Source organism: Leucobacter iarius (assembly GCF_039530105.1).
Classification (GTDB): domain Bacteria; phylum Actinomycetota; class Actinomycetes; order Actinomycetales; family Microbacteriaceae; genus Leucobacter; species Leucobacter iarius.
This window is the reverse complement of record NZ_BAAAOB010000001.1, coordinates 1,624,145-1,642,776: the sequence shown is the minus strand read 5'-3', so window position 1 is coordinate 1,642,776 and position 18,632 is coordinate 1,624,145. Positions and strand designations below refer to the sequence as shown.

The 18,632-nt window shown below is 71.7% G+C and carries 20 protein-coding genes; 8 read left to right on the top strand and 12 right to left on the bottom strand.

The features are described from left to right. Positions 1 to 6 precede the first annotated feature (6 nt). Positions 7 to 771: an SDR family NAD(P)-dependent oxidoreductase gene (locus tag ABD169_RS07315; protein ID WP_344031023.1), complete on the bottom strand. Its 765-nt coding sequence runs from the start codon at positions 769 to 771 to the stop codon at positions 7 to 9. A gap of 134 nt (positions 772 to 905) precedes the next feature. On the opposite strand from ABD169_RS07315, the gene ABD169_RS07310 reads away from it, so the two are divergent. Continuing rightward, positions 906 to 1,337: an SIP domain-containing protein gene (locus tag ABD169_RS07310; RefSeq protein WP_344031022.1), complete on the top strand. Its 432-nt coding sequence runs from the start codon at positions 906 to 908 to the stop codon at positions 1,335 to 1,337. A 70-nt stretch (positions 1,338 to 1,407) separates the two neighbouring features. Here ABD169_RS07310 and ABD169_RS07305 read toward each other — a convergent pair whose 3' ends face one another. Further along, a complete protein-coding gene (locus ABD169_RS07305; protein ID WP_344031021.1) occupies positions 1,408 to 1,899 on the bottom strand; it encodes a Dps family protein in 492 nt (163 codons plus the stop codon). Between the two features lie 157 nt (positions 1,900 to 2,056). Here ABD169_RS07305 and ABD169_RS07300 point away from each other — a divergent pair, with 157 nt between their 5' ends. The 3 genes from ABD169_RS07300 (at position 2,057) to ABD169_RS07290 (ending at position 4,405) form a co-directional block, all read left to right on the top strand. Beyond that, positions 2,057 to 2,623: a nitroreductase family protein gene (locus tag ABD169_RS07300; RefSeq protein ID WP_344031020.1), complete on the top strand. Its 567-nt coding sequence runs from the start codon at positions 2,057 to 2,059 to the stop codon at positions 2,621 to 2,623. 81 nt (positions 2,624 to 2,704) lie between these two features. Beyond that, positions 2,705 to 4,009, top strand: a complete 1,305-nt coding sequence (locus tag ABD169_RS07295) for a purine-cytosine permease family protein (protein ID WP_344031018.1) — start codon at positions 2,705 to 2,707, stop codon at positions 4,007 to 4,009. Between the two features lie 45 nt (positions 4,010 to 4,054). Next, positions 4,055 to 4,405: a helix-turn-helix domain-containing protein gene (locus tag ABD169_RS07290; protein ID WP_344031016.1), complete on the top strand. Its 351-nt coding sequence runs from the start codon at positions 4,055 to 4,057 to the stop codon at positions 4,403 to 4,405. Between the two features lie 5 nt (positions 4,406 to 4,410). Here ABD169_RS07290 and ABD169_RS07285 read toward each other — a convergent pair whose 3' ends face one another. The 3 genes from ABD169_RS07285 to ABD169_RS07275 form a co-directional block, all read right to left on the bottom strand. Continuing rightward, complete coding sequence (locus ABD169_RS07285; RefSeq protein WP_344031015.1) at positions 4,411 to 5,004, bottom strand: ClpP family protease; 594 nt, start codon at positions 5,002 to 5,004, stop codon at positions 4,411 to 4,413. Next, complete coding sequence (locus ABD169_RS07280; protein WP_344031013.1) at positions 5,001 to 5,639, bottom strand: ClpP family protease; 639 nt, start codon at positions 5,637 to 5,639, stop codon at positions 5,001 to 5,003. The genes ABD169_RS07285 and ABD169_RS07280 overlap by 4 nt, the downstream gene beginning before the upstream one ends. Positions 5,640 to 5,723: 84 nt before the next feature. Further along, entirely contained in the window at positions 5,724 to 6,923 is a 1,200-nt protein-coding gene (locus tag ABD169_RS07275) for an MFS transporter (protein WP_344031012.1), read from the bottom strand. A gap of 66 nt (positions 6,924 to 6,989) precedes the next feature. On the opposite strand from ABD169_RS07275, the gene ABD169_RS07270 reads away from it, so the two are divergent. Beyond that, the gene (locus ABD169_RS07270) at positions 6,990 to 7,355 is read left to right on the top strand and encodes a MerR family transcriptional regulator (RefSeq protein ID WP_344031011.1); all 366 of its coding nucleotides are present in this window, start codon (positions 6,990 to 6,992) and stop codon (positions 7,353 to 7,355) included. 46 nt (positions 7,356 to 7,401) lie between these two features. On the opposite strand, the gene ABD169_RS07265 is transcribed toward ABD169_RS07270, so the two are convergent. Then, positions 7,402 to 9,261, bottom strand: coding sequence for an ABC-F family ATP-binding cassette domain-containing protein (locus ABD169_RS07265; protein WP_344031010.1), 1,860 nt, complete (start codon positions 9,259 to 9,261; stop codon positions 7,402 to 7,404). A gap of 78 nt (positions 9,262 to 9,339) precedes the next feature. On the opposite strand from ABD169_RS07265, the gene ABD169_RS07260 reads away from it, so the two are divergent. Beyond that, positions 9,340 to 9,912 carry a DUF1697 domain-containing protein gene (locus tag ABD169_RS07260; protein ID WP_344031009.1) on the top strand — a complete coding sequence of 191 codons (573 nt, stop codon included), beginning with the start codon at positions 9,340 to 9,342 and terminating at the stop codon, positions 9,910 to 9,912. 114 nt (positions 9,913 to 10,026) lie between these two features. Here the strand turns inward: ABD169_RS07260 and ABD169_RS07255 are convergent, their stop codons facing one another. Continuing rightward, positions 10,027 to 10,527: a MarR family winged helix-turn-helix transcriptional regulator gene (locus tag ABD169_RS07255; RefSeq protein ID WP_344031008.1), complete on the bottom strand. Its 501-nt coding sequence runs from the start codon at positions 10,525 to 10,527 to the stop codon at positions 10,027 to 10,029. Between the two features lie 39 nt (positions 10,528 to 10,566). Between ABD169_RS07255 and ABD169_RS07250 the strand changes: the two genes are divergently transcribed. Together ABD169_RS07250 and ABD169_RS07245 are read left to right on the top strand one after the other, a co-directional pair. Then, the gene (locus ABD169_RS07250; RefSeq protein WP_344031006.1) at positions 10,567 to 11,445 is read left to right on the top strand and encodes a DMT family transporter; all 879 of its coding nucleotides are present in this window, start codon (positions 10,567 to 10,569) and stop codon (positions 11,443 to 11,445) included. 35 nt (positions 11,446 to 11,480) lie between these two features. After that, complete coding sequence (locus tag ABD169_RS07245; protein WP_344031004.1) at positions 11,481 to 13,298, top strand: lipase family protein; 1,818 nt, start codon at positions 11,481 to 11,483, stop codon at positions 13,296 to 13,298. Between the two features lie 84 nt (positions 13,299 to 13,382). Here ABD169_RS07245 and ABD169_RS07240 read toward each other — a convergent pair whose 3' ends face one another. The 5 genes from ABD169_RS07240 to ABD169_RS07220 form a co-directional block, all read right to left on the bottom strand. Then, positions 13,383 to 14,399: an NAD(P)H-dependent flavin oxidoreductase gene (locus ABD169_RS07240; protein WP_344031002.1), complete on the bottom strand. Its 1,017-nt coding sequence runs from the start codon at positions 14,397 to 14,399 to the stop codon at positions 13,383 to 13,385. 336 nt (positions 14,400 to 14,735) lie between these two features. Then, the gene (locus tag ABD169_RS07235; RefSeq protein ID WP_344031000.1) at positions 14,736 to 15,365 is read right to left on the bottom strand and encodes a copper resistance CopC family protein; all 630 of its coding nucleotides are present in this window, start codon (positions 15,363 to 15,365) and stop codon (positions 14,736 to 14,738) included. Continuing rightward, a complete protein-coding gene (locus ABD169_RS07230) occupies positions 15,362 to 16,129 on the bottom strand; it encodes a YcnI family copper-binding membrane protein (protein WP_344030999.1) in 768 nt (255 codons plus the stop codon). The genes ABD169_RS07235 and ABD169_RS07230 overlap by 4 nt, the downstream gene beginning before the upstream one ends. Positions 16,130 to 16,283: 154 nt before the next feature. After that, a complete protein-coding gene (locus ABD169_RS07225; RefSeq protein WP_344030997.1) occupies positions 16,284 to 16,916 on the bottom strand; it encodes a hypothetical protein in 633 nt (210 codons plus the stop codon). A gap of 105 nt (positions 16,917 to 17,021) precedes the next feature. Then, positions 17,022 to 18,392 carry an L-serine ammonia-lyase gene (locus ABD169_RS07220; protein WP_344030996.1) on the bottom strand — a complete coding sequence of 457 codons (1,371 nt, stop codon included), beginning with the start codon at positions 18,390 to 18,392 and terminating at the stop codon, positions 17,022 to 17,024. Positions 18,393 to 18,632: the final 240 nt, after the last annotated feature.

Here is an 18,632-nt window from a genome sequence, read left to right as displayed (position 1 = left end):
GCGCGTTCAGCGCGCGGCCATGCGGATCGCGCCGTCGAGCCGGATCGTCTCCCCGTTGATCATGGGGTTCTCGATGATCTGCGTGACGAGCAGTGCGAACTCCTCGGGCCGTCCGAGCCGGGCGGGGTGCGGCACCTGGGCACCGAGCGAGTCGCGTACCTCCTCGGGTAGTCCGGCGAGCAGCGGCGTCTCGAAGATGCCCGGCGCGATCGACACGACCCGGATCCGGTGCTCCGCGAGCTCTCGCGCGATCGGCAGGGTCATGCCGACGATGGCCGCCTTCGATGCGGCGTACGCCGCCTGACCGATCTGGCCTTCGAAGGCCGCGACGGAGGCCGTATTGATGATGACCCCGCGTTCCTCGGCGTCGGCGAGGTCCTGCTCGCGCATTCGTTCGGCGGCGAGCCGCAGCACGTTGAAGGTGCCGACCAGGTTGATGTCGACGACCCGGCGGAACAGTTCGAGCGGGAACGGACCCGAGCGGCCGACGACCTTGGCGGCGTCCGCGACGCCCGCGCAGTTGACGACGAGCCGGAGTGCGCCGAGTTCGGCTGCGGCGTCGAGCGCCGCGCGCACCTGATCCTCGTCGCGCACGTCGGCGGGGGTGAAGCGCACGCGCCCCTCGTGCTCGGCGGCGAGCCGCTCCCCCGCGGATCCGGGCAGATCGATCACCACGACCCGGGCGCCCTGTGCGAGCAGCCGCAGCGTGGTGGCGAGGCCGAGCCCCGATGCTCCTCCGGTGACGAGAGCCACCCCGGTGTCGATGCGCATGACGTGCCCTCCCTCGGTTTCGGGACCTGTTCGGAGCGTACTCCCGCGCAGGGTGCGCCGGTAGGGAGGAGCGACTGACTGGGCATTCGCCCGAAGAACATCTGATGATGTAGAGGGTGACCTAAGATGAACACGTGAATCTCGACCCGCTGCCCTCCGATGAGTTCATCTTCATCGACCCCAACTACCTCGACTGCGTGCTCGGGGCGAGCGGCAGCGACGATCTCGACGGCCTCCGCGCGTGGTGCGCGGCGCTGCCCGAGAACAGCTACGGGCACGTCTTCATCGAGGCCGACCCGTCCGAGCTCGCGGAACCCCTCACGGCACCCCCCGGCGTCGGCATCACCCGCATCTCCCCCGCCGTCTCCGCGCGCGGCACTGCGCTCACCGGCGCCGTCGACGCCTGGCTCGACGAGTGGCTGCGCGGCGACCCGATGAGCGGCCGCCACTTCCTCATGTGGACCGGCGGTCGCGACCTGCCGATCGTCCGCAAGTTCTGGACCCGCATCGAGGCCGAGCTCGCCGAGATCTGGTCCTCCGCAGCAGAACGGCGGCCGACGCTGTGAAGCATCGACCGCCGTTCCGGTGGTGTGCGCGACCCGAGGTCGCACGGTGCCCGAGCGGCACCGATCAGGATCAGTCGGCGTAGTGCGAGAACAGGAACCAGCGATCCTTGTCGAGCTCCTGCGCCACCGCGATCGCGATGTCCTGACTCACGGGATCGATGTCGTCGAGGCCCTTGACCGCGGCGTAGACCGTGGCGATGACCGCGTCGAGCTGCGCCACGATCGCGCGGACCGTGTCGGCCGACTGCTGGAACCCGGCGCCCAGTTCGGGCGTGGTGGTCTGCGCGGCGACCGAGCCGATGCGCGCGTCGACCGGCAGGCCGAGGGCGACGATCCGCTCCGCGACGGTGTCGGCGCCGTCCTGTGCGTGCGCCACGACCTCGTCGAGGAACTCGTGCACGCCGATGAAGTTCGCGCCGCGCACGTGCCAGTGCGCCTGCTTGCCGTTGACGGCGAGAGCCACGAGATCGCGGACGACCGGGCCGAGGTAGCGCTCGACACCCGCCGCGCGGTCGAGGTCGCCCTTGGCGACGGTGACGGTGGGGTTCTGGGTGGGAGTCATGAAATCGGGGTCCTTTCCTTCTCCGAGTGCACGGGGCGGGAATCCGATGGTTCGGATCCCTCCGTTGCCCACCACGCTACTCAGATTTCGCGCCGCCACAAGCAAGGAAAGGCTTGCCTGATCAGCCCTGAACGGGCGTTCGAACCGAGGAGGAACCGTGTCGGATCAACACGCTGACGCGCTCGAAGCAGTGCGCAATCGACGCTCGCACTCGAGCGTCACCGAGGAAGCTCCCAGCTCCGCGGAGCTGGCCGAGCTGGTGGCCGCGCTGTCGAGCGTCGCCGACCACTCGGGGCTGCGCCCCTGGCGCCTGATCGAACTGCGCGGGGACGACCGCGACGCGATCGCGACCGGTCTCGCAGCGGCCGACGGCGGCGGTGAGAAGGGGCTCGAGAAGTACACGAAGAAGGCGCGGCGCGCACCGCTGGTGCTCGCGATCGTCGTGAAGCCGCGACCGAGCGGCAAGGTGCCCGTCTGGGAGCAGGAAGCGGTGGCCTCGGGCGTCGCCCACCTGCTGTCGCTGCTGCTGCACGAGGCCGGCTGGGGCGTCATCTGGCGCACCGGCACGCTCACCCGGACCGAGCCCGTGCACCGCGCGCACCGATTGGCCCCCGACGAGTACCTGCTCGGCTGGCTCTACGTCGGCGGGATCCCCGAGAAGGATCGCAAGCAGAAGCCGCGCAAGCCGCTGCGCGTCGATGAGGTGCTGGGCACGCTCACCTGAATGGAATACCATATTCTCGAATCTCGGAATTGTCGCGGCAGCGCTGCCCCGGCCCGAGGACGAGAAAGCGGGAATACCATCATGGGCGATACGCCGGCCGCGGAGGCGAGCACCTCCTCCGAGTTCGAGCACGAACCGGTCCCTCAGAGCCATCGCAAGTCCCTCTTCACGGTCTCGGCCGTGTGGTTCGGCTTCCCGATGATCCTGACCAACGCCGTTCCCGGCGGGCTGGTGGTCGCGATGCTCGGCTTCTGGCAGGGCGTCGCCGCGATCCTCGTCGCGAACGCGATCATGTTCGTCTACGTCAGCCTGCTGAGCTGGCGGGCGGGCCGCACCGGCAAGAGCTTCTCGCTGCAGGCCATCGAGACCTTCGGCACCGCCGGCTACATCATCGCGTCGGGCTTCCTCTCGACCGTGGTCGTCGGCTGGTTCGCCTTCAACACCGGCGCCACGGGAGCGAGCCTCGGCGAGGCGTTCAGCTGGAACGAGACCCTGGTCGCCGCGCTCGCCGGCCTCCTGTTCATCGCCATCACGTACCTCGGGATCCGCGCGCTCTCCGTGCTCGGCGCGATCGCGGCACCGCTGTTCATCGTCGCCGTGATCATCGCGATCGCGATCGCCTCGCAGCAGCACGGTTTCGAGGCCGTCACCTCCTACACGGGCGTCGGCGGCGGCGCGATGTCGTTCGGTGTCGCCGTGACCGCGATCATGGCGACCTTCGCCGACTCCGGCACCATGACGGCCGACTTCACCCGCTGGGCGAAGACCGGCAAGCAGGCCGTCATCGCGACGTTCACCGCGTTCCCCGTGGCCAGCCTCGTCGCGCAGCTCAGCGGCGGCCTGCTCGTCGCCGCCGGCGCCATCGCGTCGCCCGAGATCAACGGCGGCAACTTCGCCCCGATCCTGACCGGCACCGGCAACCCGCTGCTGAACGTCTTCCTGCTGCTGTTCGTCGTGATCAACCTCGGCTCGGTGTGCACCCACTGCCTCTACAACGGCGCGCTCGGCTGGTCGCACATCACCCGCTCCCGGATGCGCATCGTCACCCTGGTGCTCGGCGTGGTCGGCGTCATCATCGCCGTGCTCGGCGCCTGGCACTACTTCGTCAACTGGCTGGCGCTGCTCGGCGTGCTCGTGCCCCCGCTCGGCGCTGTGCTCATCGCCGACCAGATCATCCTCGCCCGCCGCAACGCGAACCGCGGCGAGCGGAGATTCCGGCCGACCGCCTTCGCCGCCTGGGCGATCGGCGCCTGCGCCGCGCTCGTGTCGCACTTCTTCGCTCCGGCCCTCTCCGACGCCGTCGTCGGGCTCGTGGTCGGCTGCATCGCCTACCTCGCGCTCGAGCAGTTCGTGCCCCGTCGCGAAGAGACGCCGGTTCTGCTCTGAGCAGAACCCGGGCGGCCCGACGGGGCCGCCCGGTTAGCATCAGGCATGGCCGAGAACGCACGCGCCCCTCGCGAACCCGCTCCGACACCGCAGTCGACGAGCCCCATCCCCCTGCCGCTCTGGCGGCACATGCTCGGCGATGAACTGCGCCGGCTCCGGCACGAGCGGGGCGAGACTCTCGGGAAGACGGCGGCGGACGCCGGGGTCTCGCCGCAGTACCTCTCCGAGATGGAGCGCGGCGTCAAGGATCCGTCGAGCGAGATGATCGCCGCCGTCGCCGGCGCGCTGGGCGTCACCATCATCGACCTCGCGACCGCGGTCGCCGAGAACCTGCGCGCGGCCGAGGCCGCACCGGCCGGAGTCTCCGTCCGTGCCGCATTCGCGCTCGCGGCCTGAGCCCCTCAGCGCCGCGAGATCACCTCGTCGACGAGTCCGTAGTCGCGCGCCTCGCTCGCGGTGAACACCCGGTCGTGATCCGTGTCGGTGCGCAACCGCTCGGCCGACTGCCCGGTGCGCTCGGCGAGCACGGCCTCGAGCTCCGCTCGGATCCGCACCGCCTCGTCGGCCTGCAGGATCAGATCCGGGATCGTGCCGCGACGCCCCTGATTGCCGGGCTGATGCAGCACCACGCGCGCGTGCGGCAGCGCCAGCCGCTTCCCCGCGGCGCCCGACGCCAGCAGCACCGCACCGACGCCGATCGCCTGCCCGACGCAGATCGTGGTCACATCGGATCGCAGGTACTGCACCGTGTCGGCGATCGCGAGCATCGCGCTCGGATCGCCGCCCTCGCAGTTGATCGTGAGCTGGATGTCGGTCCCCGGGCTCGACGAGTCGAGGTAGAGCAGCTGCGCGATGATCGCGTTCGCGACGCCCGAGTCGATCGGGGTGCCGAGGTAGATGATCCGCTCGGTGAGCAGGTGCGAGTAGACGTCCATGATCCGGTCGCCTCGGGGGCTCTCGGAGATGACGCTCGGGATCGTGTAGCTGCCGCTCATCGCGCGACCTCCGCCCCGATCGGTGCGCTGAATCCGAGCCCCGGAGCTCCCGCCCCGCGCGGCATGATCTCGGCGAAGCTCTCGACGATCCCGTCGATGAAGCCGTAGTCGCGCGCCTCCTCAGCCGAGTACCAGTGGTCGTGCAGCGAGTCCTCGAAGATCCGCTCGACCGGCTGCCCGGTGTCCTCGCTCGTGAGGCGCAGCAGCGTGTCGCGGGTGTGGCGCAGGTCGCCGGCCTGCAGCTCGACCTCGATGGTGGATCCGCCGATCCCCGCCGATCCCTGATGCATGAGGATTCGCGCGTGCGGCAGCGCCCGCCGCTTGCCCTTCGTGCCCGAGGTGAGCAGGAACTGGCCCGCGCTGTAGGCGATGCCGAGCGCAAGGGTCGAGACGTCGTTCGGCACGAGCCGCATGATGTCGCGGATCGCGAGCATGGCCGGAACGGACCCGCCCGGCGAGTGGATCCAGAGGGCGATGTCGGCGACGGGATCGGCGGCCGACAGCGCCGCGATCTGCGTCGCGAGGAGCATGCCGTTGTCGTCGTCGAGGGCGCCGTCGAGCACCAGGATCCGGCGCTCGAACAACTCGCGCCGGAACGGCTCGGTGAACACGGGTGGTTTCGGTGATTCGCTCATGCCGTCAGCCTGCTCCGGCGCGGCCTCCCGCGGGGCGGATGCTGCTCTCGGCAGCGCTGCCGAGAGCAGCGCGGGCCCGGATCCCTAGCTCGTCCCGCCCCGGTCGGCGGTCAGGGCGCCCGCGAGCGCGAGCGCTCCGGCACCGGCCGCGAGCAGTGCGGCGAGCGCGAGCTGCGCGACGCCTCCGCCCAGCAAGGCGCCGCCCGCCCAGGCCCCGAGCGCGATCCCCGCGTTCAGCACGACGACGAGCACCCCGCCGGCGAGCGGACGGAACCGGACCGATGAGGCCCGCAGCACCGCGGCCTGCAGGATCGGCGGGAAGGCGCCGACCGCGACGCCCCACACCCCGACGCCGAGGCAGAAGATCGCCGACCGCCCGGAACCGAGCATCAGCAGGAGCAGCCCGAACGCGACGCCGAGCGCGGTCCCGACCAGCGCCGCCCGCGGAACTCGGTCCGCGAGCGGGCCGGCGAGCGCGACGCCCACCGCACCCGCGGCACCGAACAGCAGCAGCACGGCGGGAACCGCTCCGCTGCCGAGTCCGCCGAGCCGCACCACCAGGGCGGTCACGTAGGTGAAGGCGGCGAAGTGGCCGACGAGCACGAGGCCGCCGGCCAGCGCGAGCAGCCCGACCGGCACCGCGCTGCGGTCGAACCGGGCGGGCCCCTCGCTCGGCGCGGTTCGGGTCGTGACCGAGCGAAGGGTGTGGTGCACCCCGAGCACCGCCGCGGCCAGCAGGATCGCGAGGAACCCGCTGACCGCCCGCCAGCCGATGGCGCTCGCGAGCGCCGCGACCGCGGGAAGCCCGACCAGTCCCGCGAGCGTCGGACCGGCCAGCACGAACGACAGGGCCCGCCCGAGTCGCTCGGCGGGCACGAGCCCGGCGACCGTCGGCACGAGCACCGCCCAGAACACGCCGTGCGCGGCCGCCGAGAGCACCCGGCCCGCCACCAGCCAGTCGTATGCGGGAGCCCACGCGGTCAGCAGGGCGACGACGGCCACCACCGCCGCCGCTCCGCCGAGCAGGCGGACGCGCGGGATCCGCGCCGTCAGCCGCACTAGCGGGAGCGCCGTCACCGCGACGGTGATCGCCCAGGCGCCGACGAGCGCGCCGACGGCGCCCGGATCGACGCCGAAGTCGCGCCCGATCTCGGGGAGCAGGCCGGAGGGCATGAGTTCGACGGTGACCGTGCCGAACGCGGCGGCGGTGAGCGCCGCGAGTGCGGCCCACGGGAGGCGGGGCGGAGCGGTTCGCGTGCGATCGAGCGCAGTTTCGGAGTGCATGAGAGTACGCTAAACATTGACATCAATGTGAAGGTCAAGCACCGTGCCGGTGGAGGGAGGGCTCGCATGCGGATCGGCGAGATCTCGCGCCTCACGGGCATCGGCGCGCGCATGCTGCGCTACTACGAGGACGAGGGGCTGCTCGCGCCCGAGCGACGCTCGAACGGCTACCGGGAGTACAGCGATTCGGACGCCGCGAGAGTCCGCACGATCCGCGACCTGCGCGCCGCAGGCGTACCGACCCGGTTCATCCGGATCGTGCTCGACCGGCAGGACTCCCCCGACTCCTGGAGCGAGCGCTGCGACGAGATCCTCGCCGGCATGGTGCGCGAGCAGATCGCCGAGCTCGAGTCTCGGATCGACTGCTTGACCACGAGCAAGCGGGCGCTGGCGCGTTTCGTGCGCGAGCAGGCGCCGGCTGCGAGCCGCTAGGCGGCCGTGCGCCGGAGCCGTGCGCGAAAGCCCCCCGGCCGCGCCGCTACTCCAGCAGTTCGGACAGCTCCAGCCAGCGCTCCTCGCGCTCCGCGGCCTCGGCCTCGAGCGCGCTCAACTCCTCGCCGATCGCGCCGAGCCCCGCGTAGTCGCTCTGATCGTGCGCGGCCATGCGCGCGTGCACCGCGGCGACCTCGGTCTCGATCTTCGCGAGACGGCGCTCGATCGACTGCAGCTCCTTCTCGGCGGTGCGGCGCTCCGCTCCCGCGAGCGCCGGGGCTGCGGATCCCGCGGCGGACGCCGCCGAGGCCGGAGCCGCGGACGAGCCGCCGGACGCGGCCGGCGCGGATCCGGCGCGCTCCCCCGCGGCGCGCTCGGCCGCGCGCAGCCTCAGGTACTCGTCGACACCGCCCGGCAGGTGGCGCAGGCGCCGGTGCAGGATCGCGTACTGCTGGTCAGTGACACGCTCCAGGAAGTAGCGGTCGTGCGACACCACGATGAGCGTGCCCGGCCACGAGTCGAGCAGATCCTCGAGCGCGGCGAGCATGTCGGTGTCGAGATCGTTGGTCGGCTCGTCGAGGATCAGCACGTTCGGCTGGCCGAGCAGGATCAGCAGCAGCTGCAGGCGGCGCTGCTGCCCGCCCGACAGATCCTTCACCTGGGTGGAGAGCTGCGCGTTCGTGAAGCCCATGCGCTCGAGCATCTGCCCCGGCGTGAGGTCCTGCGCCTTCGAGCCGCTGCCCACCGTGAAGCTCGTGCGCAGCCCGTCGATCACGACGCGCACCGGGTCGTTCCAGTGCTCCTCGAGCTCGTCGATCCGCTGCGTGAGCATCGCGACCTGCACGGTCTTGCCACGCTTCACGGTGCCCGAGGTCGGCTCGAGCGTGCCGTCGATGAGGCCGAGCAGCGTCGACTTCCCGGCGCCGTTGCGCCCCAGGATCCCGGTGCGCTCGCCGGGAGCGAGCCGCCACTCGACCTCGTGCAGCACCTCGCGCTCGGCGCCCGTCTCGGGATCGCCGAAGCTCACCGAGGCGTCGAGCAGGTTCACGACCTCCTTGCCGAGGCGTGCGACGGCCATCGACTGCAGCGAGACCCGGTCGCGGATCTCGGGCACATCGGCGATGAGCTCGTTGGCGGCGTCGATGCGGAACTTCGGCTTCGACGTGCGCGCAGGAGCGCCGCGGCGCAGCCAGGCGAGCTCCTTGCGCGCCAGATTCTGCCGCTTCTGCTCGACCACGGCCGCCTGGCGGTCGCGCTCGACGCGCTGCAGGATGTATGCGGCGTAGCCGCCCTCGAACGGCTCGACGATGCGGTCGTGCACCTCCCACGTGGTGTTGCACACCTCGTCGAGGAACCAGCGGTCGTGCGTCACGACGAGCAGCGCGCCCTGGTTCGCCGGCCAGCGGCGCTTCAGGTGATCGGCGAGCCAGGCGATGGCCTCGACGTCGAGGTGGTTGGTGGGCTCGTCGAGGGCGAGGATGTCCCACTCCCCGGCGAGTAGCCGGGCCAGCGCGACGCGGCGCTGTTGCCCGCCCGACAGGTCCGCGATCAGGCCGTCCCACGGCAGATCGGTCACGAGCCCCGCGATGACCTCGCGCACCCGGGGCACGCCGGCCCACTCGTGCTCGGGCGTCTCGCCGACGATCGCGTGACCGACGGTCTCGCCCTCGGGGAACGCGTCGGACTGCTCGAGCACACCGATGCGGGTGCCGCCGCGCGACGTCACCTGACCCGAATCGGGATCGCGGCGCCCCGCGAGCATCATCAGCAGGCTCGACTTGCCGTCGCCGTTGCGGCCGACGATGCCGATGCGGTCGCCCTCGGCGACGCCGATCGTGACGGAGTCGAAGATGATTCGGGCCGGAACCTCGAGGTGCAGGGCCTCGGCCCCCAGAAGATGCGCCATAACCGGGCCAGTCTACGCGGCGCGGCCGGGCGGTGGCGCGCGCGAGCCGCTGCGGGCGGCCGCGCCTATGATGACGGCATGGCTCGATGGATCGCGCTGCTGCGCGGGGTGAACGTCAACGGCATCACGGTGCGCAGCGCGGAACTGGCGGGGCTCTTCCGCGAGCTCGGCTTCGGGCAGGTGCGCACCGTGCTCGCCTCGGGGAACGTGTGCTTCGACGCCGACGAGGTCGACGGTTCGTCGGACGCGGCGCGCACGGAGCTCAAGGCCCGGATCGAGCGCGCGCTGGGCGAACGCTTCGGCTACGACGCCTGGATCGTGCTCGTGCCGCTGGCCGAGCTCGACGGGATCATCGCGGGCTACCCCTTCGCGGAGGATCCCGCGCACCACGCCTACGTCGTGTTCGCCGCCGACGCCGACGCGCTGCACGCGGTGCTCGCGGGCGCGCCCGGGACGGATCCGGGCGCCACGGATCCTGGTGCCGAGGCTTCCGAGAACGCCGAGCGCTTCGCCGCTGGCCCCGGCGTCGTCTACTGGCGCTGCCCGCGGGGCGGGAGCACCGATACGCCGTTCTCGAAGCACATCGCCCGGGCCCGCTTCAAGACCTCCACGACGACGCGCAACATCAACACGCTGCGCAAGCTCGGCTGAGACCGCTTCTCCCGTCATCCTGCGCGAGCTTCCGAGTCGCAGGATCCTGCGACTCCTTCGTCGCGCAGGACGACGCCGGTGACCGCATCGCTCAGGATGAGGTCGAAGACGCGCTCAGTCGTCGAGCGCGCGCATCCAGGTCCGCAGCAGCCCGATGAGCTGCGCCCGCTGCTCGGGATCGAGGCCGTCGAGCAGCCGGGCCTCGTTGCGCACGTGCGCGGCGAACGCCTCGTCGATGGCCGCGATACCGGCAGCGGTGAGCCCCACCACTCGCCCACGGCCGTCCTGGTCGCTCGACCGCCGCTGCACGTAGCCCATCGCCTCGAGCCGGTCGAGCCGCTTGCTCACGGCCCCCGTGGTGACCATGGTGTGCGCGGCGAGTTCGCCGGGCGCGAGCTCGTAGGGCGCGCCCGTGCGGCGCAGCGTCGCGAGCACGTCGAACTCCCCCTCGCCCAGCCCGTACTCGCGGTAGAGGGCGACGAGCTCGTCGCGCAGCCGCTCGGCGAGGCGGTGCAGGCGGCCGATCACGCCGACGGGCGAGACGTCGAGGTCGGGGCGCTCGACGCTCCACTGCGCCAGGATCCGGTCGACGTGGTCGGGCGCGGGCTCGCTCATGCGTCGATCATACCTTCCTCGGAAGCTATACTCCCTTCCATGGAAGCAAAAACCCGCGGATCGCACGCGAAATGGATCGCGCTCACCGCGCTCGCCCCGATCGCCTGGGGCTCGAACTACCCGGTGATGCACCACTTCCTGCCCGCCGACTCGCCGCTCTGGGGCGCCGCGCTCCGCGCGCTGCCCGCCGGGATCCTGCTCTTCCTGTTCGTGCGCAAGCTCCCCACCGGATCCTGGTGGTGGCGCGCCCCGCTGCTCGGCCTCATCAACTTCAGCGTGTTCTTCGTGCTCGTCTACGTCGCGGCGCAGCTGCTCCCGTCCTCCGTGGCCGCTTCGATCATGGCGGCCTCGCCGCTCGTGCTGGGGCTGCTCGGCTGGGCCATGCTCGGACAGCGGCTGAACCTCCCCACGCTCATCGGCGCGGTCTGCGGCATCGTCGGCGTGATCCTCATCGTCGGCCTGTCGACCGCGCGCATCGACGGCTGGGGCGTCGCCGCCTCGATGGCCGCGCTCCTCGTCTTCTCGATCGGCTCGATCCTCACCCAGCGCTGGCGCGACGATACTCCCGTGCTCGCGCTCACCTCCTGGCAGCTGCTGTTCGGCGGCATCGTCCTCGTCGCCGTCGCCGCCTGCATCGAGGGCGCCCCGCCGCAGCTCCCGCCGAGCGGCATCGCCGCGATCCTGTTCGTCTCGATCATCGCCACCGCGGCCGCCTACCTCTGCTGGTTCACCGGCCTCGCGCACCTCTCCCCCGGCGTGGTCGGCCTCGTCGGCCTGCTCAACCCCGTCACCGGCGTGCTGCTCGGCACCGTCGTCGCCGGCGAGAGCCTCGCGCCCGCACAGCTGCTCGGGATCGCGCTCGTGCTCGCCGGGATCGTGGTCGGCCAGCGGAGCCCGCGCCGCGCGCGATCCGCCTAAGCTGGAGCGATATCCGAACAGAGGAGCCGACAGGGATGACGCGACGACCCGGCGGGCCACGGCGGCGCAGCATCACCCGCGCGTTCGAGCGGATCGCGCCGCCGGTGCGCGTCGCGCTCGGCGCCCTCACCCTGACCGCGGGCGTCGCGCTCGCCTTCACCGACCTCGATCTGTTCGCGTTCACCCGCATCGCCGGGATCGCGCTGGCCGCGCTCGGGCTGGGCCTGATCGCCCTCGAAGCGGGTGCCAGCGCGTCGGCGGCGCCGCGCGAACGCCGCGGCCCCTGGCGCTGGCTCGCGCCCGGCGCGCTCATCGCGGTCGGCGCCGGGATCGCGATCCGCAGCGACATCGGCGCGCCCGCCCTCGCGGCCCTCATCGGTCTCGGCCTCATGGTGCACGGCGTGCTCTCGGCCGTGCAGTCGTTCCGCACGCACGAATCGCGCCGGCTCGCGGGCCTGCTCTCGGCCGGCGCGAGCATCATCATCGGCTTCGTCAGCCTCACCTGGCCCGTGCTCACCCTCGATTTCATCCGGATCGGCACGGCCGTGTGGCTCGCCTTCGTCGGGTTGCGGCTGCTCTTCGAATCCGCGATCCGCCGCTGGGCGCGCCGCTCGGGCATCACGTGGAGCCCGCGCCTCCGCGTGCGCCACACCCTCGCCGCGGGCGGCGCCCTCGCCCTCGCCGTGCTGCTCGCGATGGGCAGCGGCTGGCTGCTGCGCAGCGACAAGCGGCCCGCGCCCGGCAACTTCTACGCCGCACCCGCGAACCTGCCCGGCGAGCCCGGCAAGCTGCTGCGCTCGGAACCCCTGACCGAGGGGGTGCCGCAGGGCGCGCGCGCCTGGAGGATCCTCTACACGAGCACGAGCGGCGACGGTTCCCCGACCCTCGCGAGCGGCACCGTGCTCGCGCCGCTGCACCCGGCGGCGGGCGACGCGCCCCTGCTCAGCATCGCGCACGGCACCACGGGGGTCTCGCGCCCCTGCGCCCCCTCGCTCAGCAGCAGCCCCTTCGCCGACGGAGCCTCGACCTCGCTCACCTCGATGGTGGTGCAGCACGGCTGGGTCGGCGTCACCTCCGACTACGCCGGGCTCGGCACGGAGGGGCAGGAGGCCTACCTCGTCGGGCAGGACGAGGCGCGCAACGTGCTCGACGCATCCCGCGCGGCGCGGGAGCTCGGCGAACTGCAGCTCAGCCACCGCACCGTCGTCTGGGGGCACTCGCAGGGCGGGCACGGCGCGCTCTGGACCGCGAAGATCGCCGCCGAGTACGCGCCCGAGCTGACCGTCGTCGCGACCGCGGCGATGGCCCCCGCGAGCGACCTGTACGGGCTCGCCGAACTCGACAAGAAGGATGCCGCCGGCAAGGTCATCTCGTCGTACATCGCGGCGTCCTGGGACACGCACTACCCCGAGCTGAACCTGCTCGCGCACCTCACCCCGGGATCCGCCCCGGGCGTGGACCGCATCTCGCAGCTCTGCTTCACCGACCGCGACGCGATCGCGGCGCTGCTGCGCGGCACGCAGATCCCCAACCAGGTGTTCCCCGACAAGCTCCTCTCGGGCGAGCTCGGCGCGCTGCTGCGCGAAAACTCGCCGGAGGGCCCGTTCGACGCCCCGCTGCTCGTGGCGCAGGGGCTCGCGGATCCTCTCGTTCGCCCGCAGCTGCAGCGCGGCTGGGTCGGCGACCAGTGCGCCGCCGGCGTCGCGCTCGACTACCGCACCTATCCCGGACTCGGCCACATGGAGCTCGTCGGCCCGAAATCGCCGCTCACCCCGCAACTCGTGCAGTGGACGCTCGACCGCTGGAACGGGAAGCAAGCGCCGAACAACTGCGCGTCGCTGCCGGCGGGCTGATCCGCCCGTCATCCTGCGCGAGGAGCGAGTCGCAGGATCCCGCGCCCCCTTCCTCGCGCAGGATGACGGCGACGGCGAGCCGGATCAGGCGAACTGCGCGAGCCGCTCCTGGAGGCGCTGCTTCGCCTCGGCCACGGTGCGCCGCACGACCTCGCCCGCGCTCGGGATGTCGTGGATCAGACCCTGCACCTGGCCCACGGTCCAGATACCGGCCTCGATGTCGCCCTGCTCGAACACCTTCCGACCTCGCGCGCCGGCGACGAGCGGCTGCACGTCGGGGAACTGTCCGCCGTCGTTCAGGATCCGCACGACCTCGTCGCTCACCGAGTTCTTCGCGACGCGCGCCGTGTTGCGCAGAGTACGGAAGATGAGGTTGGTGTCGAGCTCGCTCGCAGCGACGATCCGTTCCTTGACGGCCTGCGCGATCGGCGACTCGACCGTGCACATGAAGCGCGATCCCATGTTGATGCCGTCGGCGCCGAGCGCGAGCGCCGCCGCGAGTCCGCGCCCGTCGGCGAAGCCGCCCGAGGCGATGAACGGGATCGACAGCGCGTCGGCCGCCGCCGGGATCAGCACGAGCCCGGGCACGTCGTCCTCTCCGGGGTGCCCCGCGCACTCGAAGCCGTCGATCGACACGGCCGCGACGCCGAGGCTCTGCGCCTTCAGCGCGTGCCGCACGCTCGTGCACTTGTGGATCACCTTGATGCCCGCGTCGGTGAACTGCTGCATGTGCGGCTCGGGGCTCGACCCGGCGGTCTCGACGATGGTGACGCCCGCGTCGATGATCGCCTGCCGGTACTCGTCGTAGGGCGGCGGGGCGATCGACGGGAGGATCGTGAGGTTCACGCCGATCGGCTTGTCGGTGAGGGTGCGCGCACGCTCCACCTCCTTGACCAGATCCGCCGGCGTCGGCTGCGTGAGCGCCGTGATGATGCCGAGGCCGCCCGCCTCCGAGACGGCGGCGGCGAGCTCGGCCCGGCCGACCCACATCATGCCGCCCTGCACCACCGGATACTCGATCCCGAGCGCCTCGGTGAAGCGGGTGGAGAGGCGGGGGCGAGCGTCGGTCGCCACGGGGCTGCGGTCTGCGTTGTCCGTCATGGCTCACATCCTGGCGCGGCGCGATCGGCCCGGGCTGTGTTCCGCGGCTTTTCTGTCGCAGGTGCACGAAGAATGCGGGCGCACCGCCGGTCGCGGCTGGCGGGTTCCGCCGGTCGTCGTGCTTCTCATGATCCCGGTTTTCACTCGACTTGCGATTCGCACCTCGCAATTCGCATCTCGCATCTCGCATCTCGCATCTCGCACGTCAACCGAGTGAGCAGTTGTACAGGTTATGCGGCTTCATAACCTGTACAACTGCTCACTCGACCGGAGCGCAGGGGCGCCGGGGCGCAGGAGCGCAGGAGCGCCGGAGCGCAGGAGCGCAGGAGCGCCGGATCAGCGCCCGGCGCGCGGCTTCCGCAGGATCACCCAGGCGCCGAGGCCGACGACGAGCACCGCCGCGCCGCCGACTCCGGCTCCGATCCAGAGCCCGTTGCCGGTGCCCTTCGTCTCGGCAAGGCGCTCACCACCTGCCGGTTCCGAGGCAGAGGCCCCGCTCCCGGTGGGCGCCGCCTTGCCGCAGTGCGGCGTCTTCGACCTCACGCCCGGGGCGGGCTCGCCCGTGTAGGTGAAGGTGAATCGGTCGGCCACGGGGTGCCCGTCGGACGACACGACCCGCCACTCGACCTCGTACTTCCCGGCCGGGCCGAGCTTCACCGGCGTCGTGACCTGCGTCGCCGACAGCGTCGGGCACGAGGTCTCGTAGTACTTCCCGTCGGGGCCGATCACCTGCACGAGGTTGCCCTCTTCGAGTCCGAGCGGCGAGTTGTTGAACTGCAGCACGACGGAGTCGACCGATCCCGTCGTCGTGTCGGGCGCCGGTGTCGCGCTCACGAGCGAGTCGTGGGCGAACGCCGCCGACGCGGCGAACGGGACCGCGACGAGCGCCAGAGCGGCTCCCGCGAGCGCGGCCCGGATCCCACGCCCGCTCCCGTTCCCCCGAGAATCCTTCCGACCGCGGATCACGCCTGCGGCTTCCGCGAACGGGAGAACGCCAGCGCGGCGAGCAGCGCCCCGCCCGCCGCGAGCACGATCGCGCCGATGCTCAGTCCCAACGAAACCGCGCCGGAATCGCTCCCGCCGTTCGACGAGTTCTCAGCCGCCTCGCCGTGGTGCGCATCGGCCTTCGCCGTCACGCCGGAGTGGTGGTCGCCCGCGGGCGGCGCGTCGTTGATCCAGAGCACGGGCGCCGGCTCGAGAGTGTCGTTCTTCGCGACCTCCTCGGGCGTCGCCTTCCACTCGACGACCTTGCCGTCGCTGTAGGTCTGCGTGACGGGGATCACGACACGGCCGGTGTCAGGCACGGGTCCGATCGAGAGGGTGAAGGTCTGCACCTGGCCGGGCAGGATCCCCGATCCATCGGCGGTCATGGTGACCTCGGTCGGCGCTTCTTCGATGGTGTTGCCCATGACCTTGACCGGCTTCGGCAGTTTCTGCTGGGCGACCGCCGTCTTCCAACCGGGCGTCGGCTGGTACGAGATGTGGGTGAAGGGGGTGTCCTTCGGCAGGTGCACCTCGAGCTTGGTGGTGCTCGCGGTGTCGGACTCGGTGGGGACGCGGAACGTGACGTAGCTCCAGCCGCCGGCCTCGACCTGTCCGGGATCGACCGTGACGTGCGCGGACGCCGCCATGGGGGCGGCGATCGCGAGCGTCGCGCCGAGGCCGAGGGCCGCGACGGCGCCGAGGAGGTGCTTCCGCTTGCGGACGTTGTGAGTAGTGGGAGTGTGCATGTGTATGCCGACTTTCGGTGTGCGCGCACGCCCGACGTGGTGCCGGTGCGGGCGGTCGGCGGGACGCAGCGGGGCGTCGCCGGTACGGGCCGCAGCGGTCGTCCGTGCTTCGGAGGACCGCGCGTGCGCAGAGAAATGGGATGCAGAGTGCGGGCTACGCCGGGAGCGGCGGTCCGCGCAGACGCATCTCCGTCAGCACGACGAGTTTCGGCGCGGTGAAGCGCCAGGCCGCAGCGATCCGCACCGCCGCGCGCTGCGGCGACGGGACCCAGTTCAGCACGCGCAGCAGGCGATCCCAGCCGAAGAGGTCGAGCAGCGCGCGCAGCGCCTGCTCCCCCGCTCCGAGCGCGGCCACGGTCACGGCGGCGCCGATCAGGTGGGCGATCCACATGCCGACTCCCGCGTGCGCCGCGTGCGCGGCCGGGCCGACCGGCGCGATCCCGGGCAGCAGCGCCTGCGCGGTGTGCGCGGCGTGGGCGCTCTGCGCGGTCGCCGCGGCAGCTGCGTCGGTCGCGGCCGGCAGTGCGGCAGGGTCGGTGATCCCGATCAGCAGCAGACCGTGGAACACGAACTGGCTGAGGCCGACCGCGAGCGACAGCCGGATCCACGACAGCTCGCGGCCCGCGAGCGCGACGCAGAGCGGCACCGCGAACACGAGCGTCAGCAGGATGCCGAGCAGCGGCGCCGGGCGTCCGTCGGCGATGGAGTGCGACAGCACGGCGGCGAACACCGCGATCGCGGCGGCGACGAGTCCTCGACCCGTTCGATCCGCTCGCGATGACAGCACGCCTGCGATTCTACGGCGTCGCGGTCCGGAGCGGGATCCCTCGCCGCTCGCAGGGATGCGCGTGCCGATGGGCGCGCGGGTGCCGGCGCTGGTGCCGGTGCCGGATCAGCACTCGACGACGTTGACGGCGAGGCCGCCCGTGCTCGTCTCCTTGTAGCGCTCCGACATGTCGGCGCCGGTCTGCCGCATCGTCTCGATGGTCGTGTCGAGCGGCACGACGTGCGTGCCGTCGCCGAGCAGCGCGAGCCGGCAGGCGGTCAGCGCCGTCGACGCCGCGACCGCGTTGCGCTCGATGCACGGGATCTGCACGAGACCGCCCACGGGATCGCAGGTCAGGCCGAGGTGGTGTTCGAGGGCGATCTCGGCGGCGTTCTCGATCTGGGCGACCGATCCCCCGCGGATCGCGGTGATCCCGGCGGCGGCCATCGCGCAGGCGCTGCCGACTTCCGCCTGGCAGCCGGCCTCGGCACCCGAGATGGAGGCGTTGGCCTTGAACACGGATCCGATCGCGGTCGCGGTGAGCAGGAAGGTGCGGATCGCTTCGGGATCGAAGCCGCCCTGGACGGTCGCGAAGTAGAGGACGGCCGGCAGCACGCCCGCGGCGCCGTTCGTGGGGGCCGTGACGACGCGGCGCCCGGCCGCGTTCTCCTCGTTCACGGCGAGCGCGTAGAGCGCCAGCGCCTCCTCGGCGGTGTCGCAGCCGTCGCGCTCACGCAGCTTGCGCAGGCCCTCGGCGGCGCGGCGCTTCACGCCCAGCCTGCCGGGCAGCACGCCCTGCCCCTCGAGCCCGCGCTCGATGCAGGATCGCATCTCGGACCAGATCAGATCGAGACCCGCCTGGGCCTTCTCCTCCCCGTGCAGCGCGATCTCGTCCTCCCAGGCGATGTCGGCGATGCGGCGGTCGCCGACGACCTCCATCAGCTCGGCGATGCTCGCGTAGCGGTGACGGAGCTGCGGGGTGGCGGGATCCTCACCGGCACCGGCATCGGCGCCGGTCTCGGGATCCCCGACCCGCTCGATGAATCCGCCGCCGATCGACAGGTAGGTCTCGCTGAGCAGCGTCTCGCCGTCCGCTTCGGCGGTGAGCACGAGGGAGTTCGGGTGCCCGTCGTGCCGCGAGAACGGGGCGAACACGATGTCGTCCTTGTTCATGGAGACGCCGTCGACGTCGATCGTCTCGCCTGCGTCGAGGCGATCCCATTCGCCGTGTACCAGATCAGGGTCGACCGTCTCGGGCTGCAGGCCGCGGAGCCCGGCGATCACCGCGTCGGGCGATCCGTGGCCGATGCCGGTCGCGGCCAGGGATCCCTGTAACCGCACGACGAAGCGCGTCACTCGCGGCAGATCGCCCGCGGCGGCGAGGCGGTCGCGGAACATCGCCCCCGCGCGCATCGGCCCGACGGTGTGCGAGCTCGAGGGCCCGATGCCGAGCGAGAAGAGTTCGAGCGCTGAGACGTAGACGCCCCGATCGGTCATGCTGCAGCCGGTCCTTCCTGAGGCCGAGTCCGACGTTGGACATCAGTCATCGTAGTCCCCTGACCGAGATCAGGCCTTGGCCTACGCCTCAGTATGGACGCTGCGGCCCGCACCACGGCGGTTCGGACTCGACACAGCTGAGGAGAGCACTGAACATCGATGTTCACCGCACACGAGGACGAACACCGATCTGCTCCAACTGATGCCACCCACCCCTTCGACGCGTCCGGACGAAGAGTG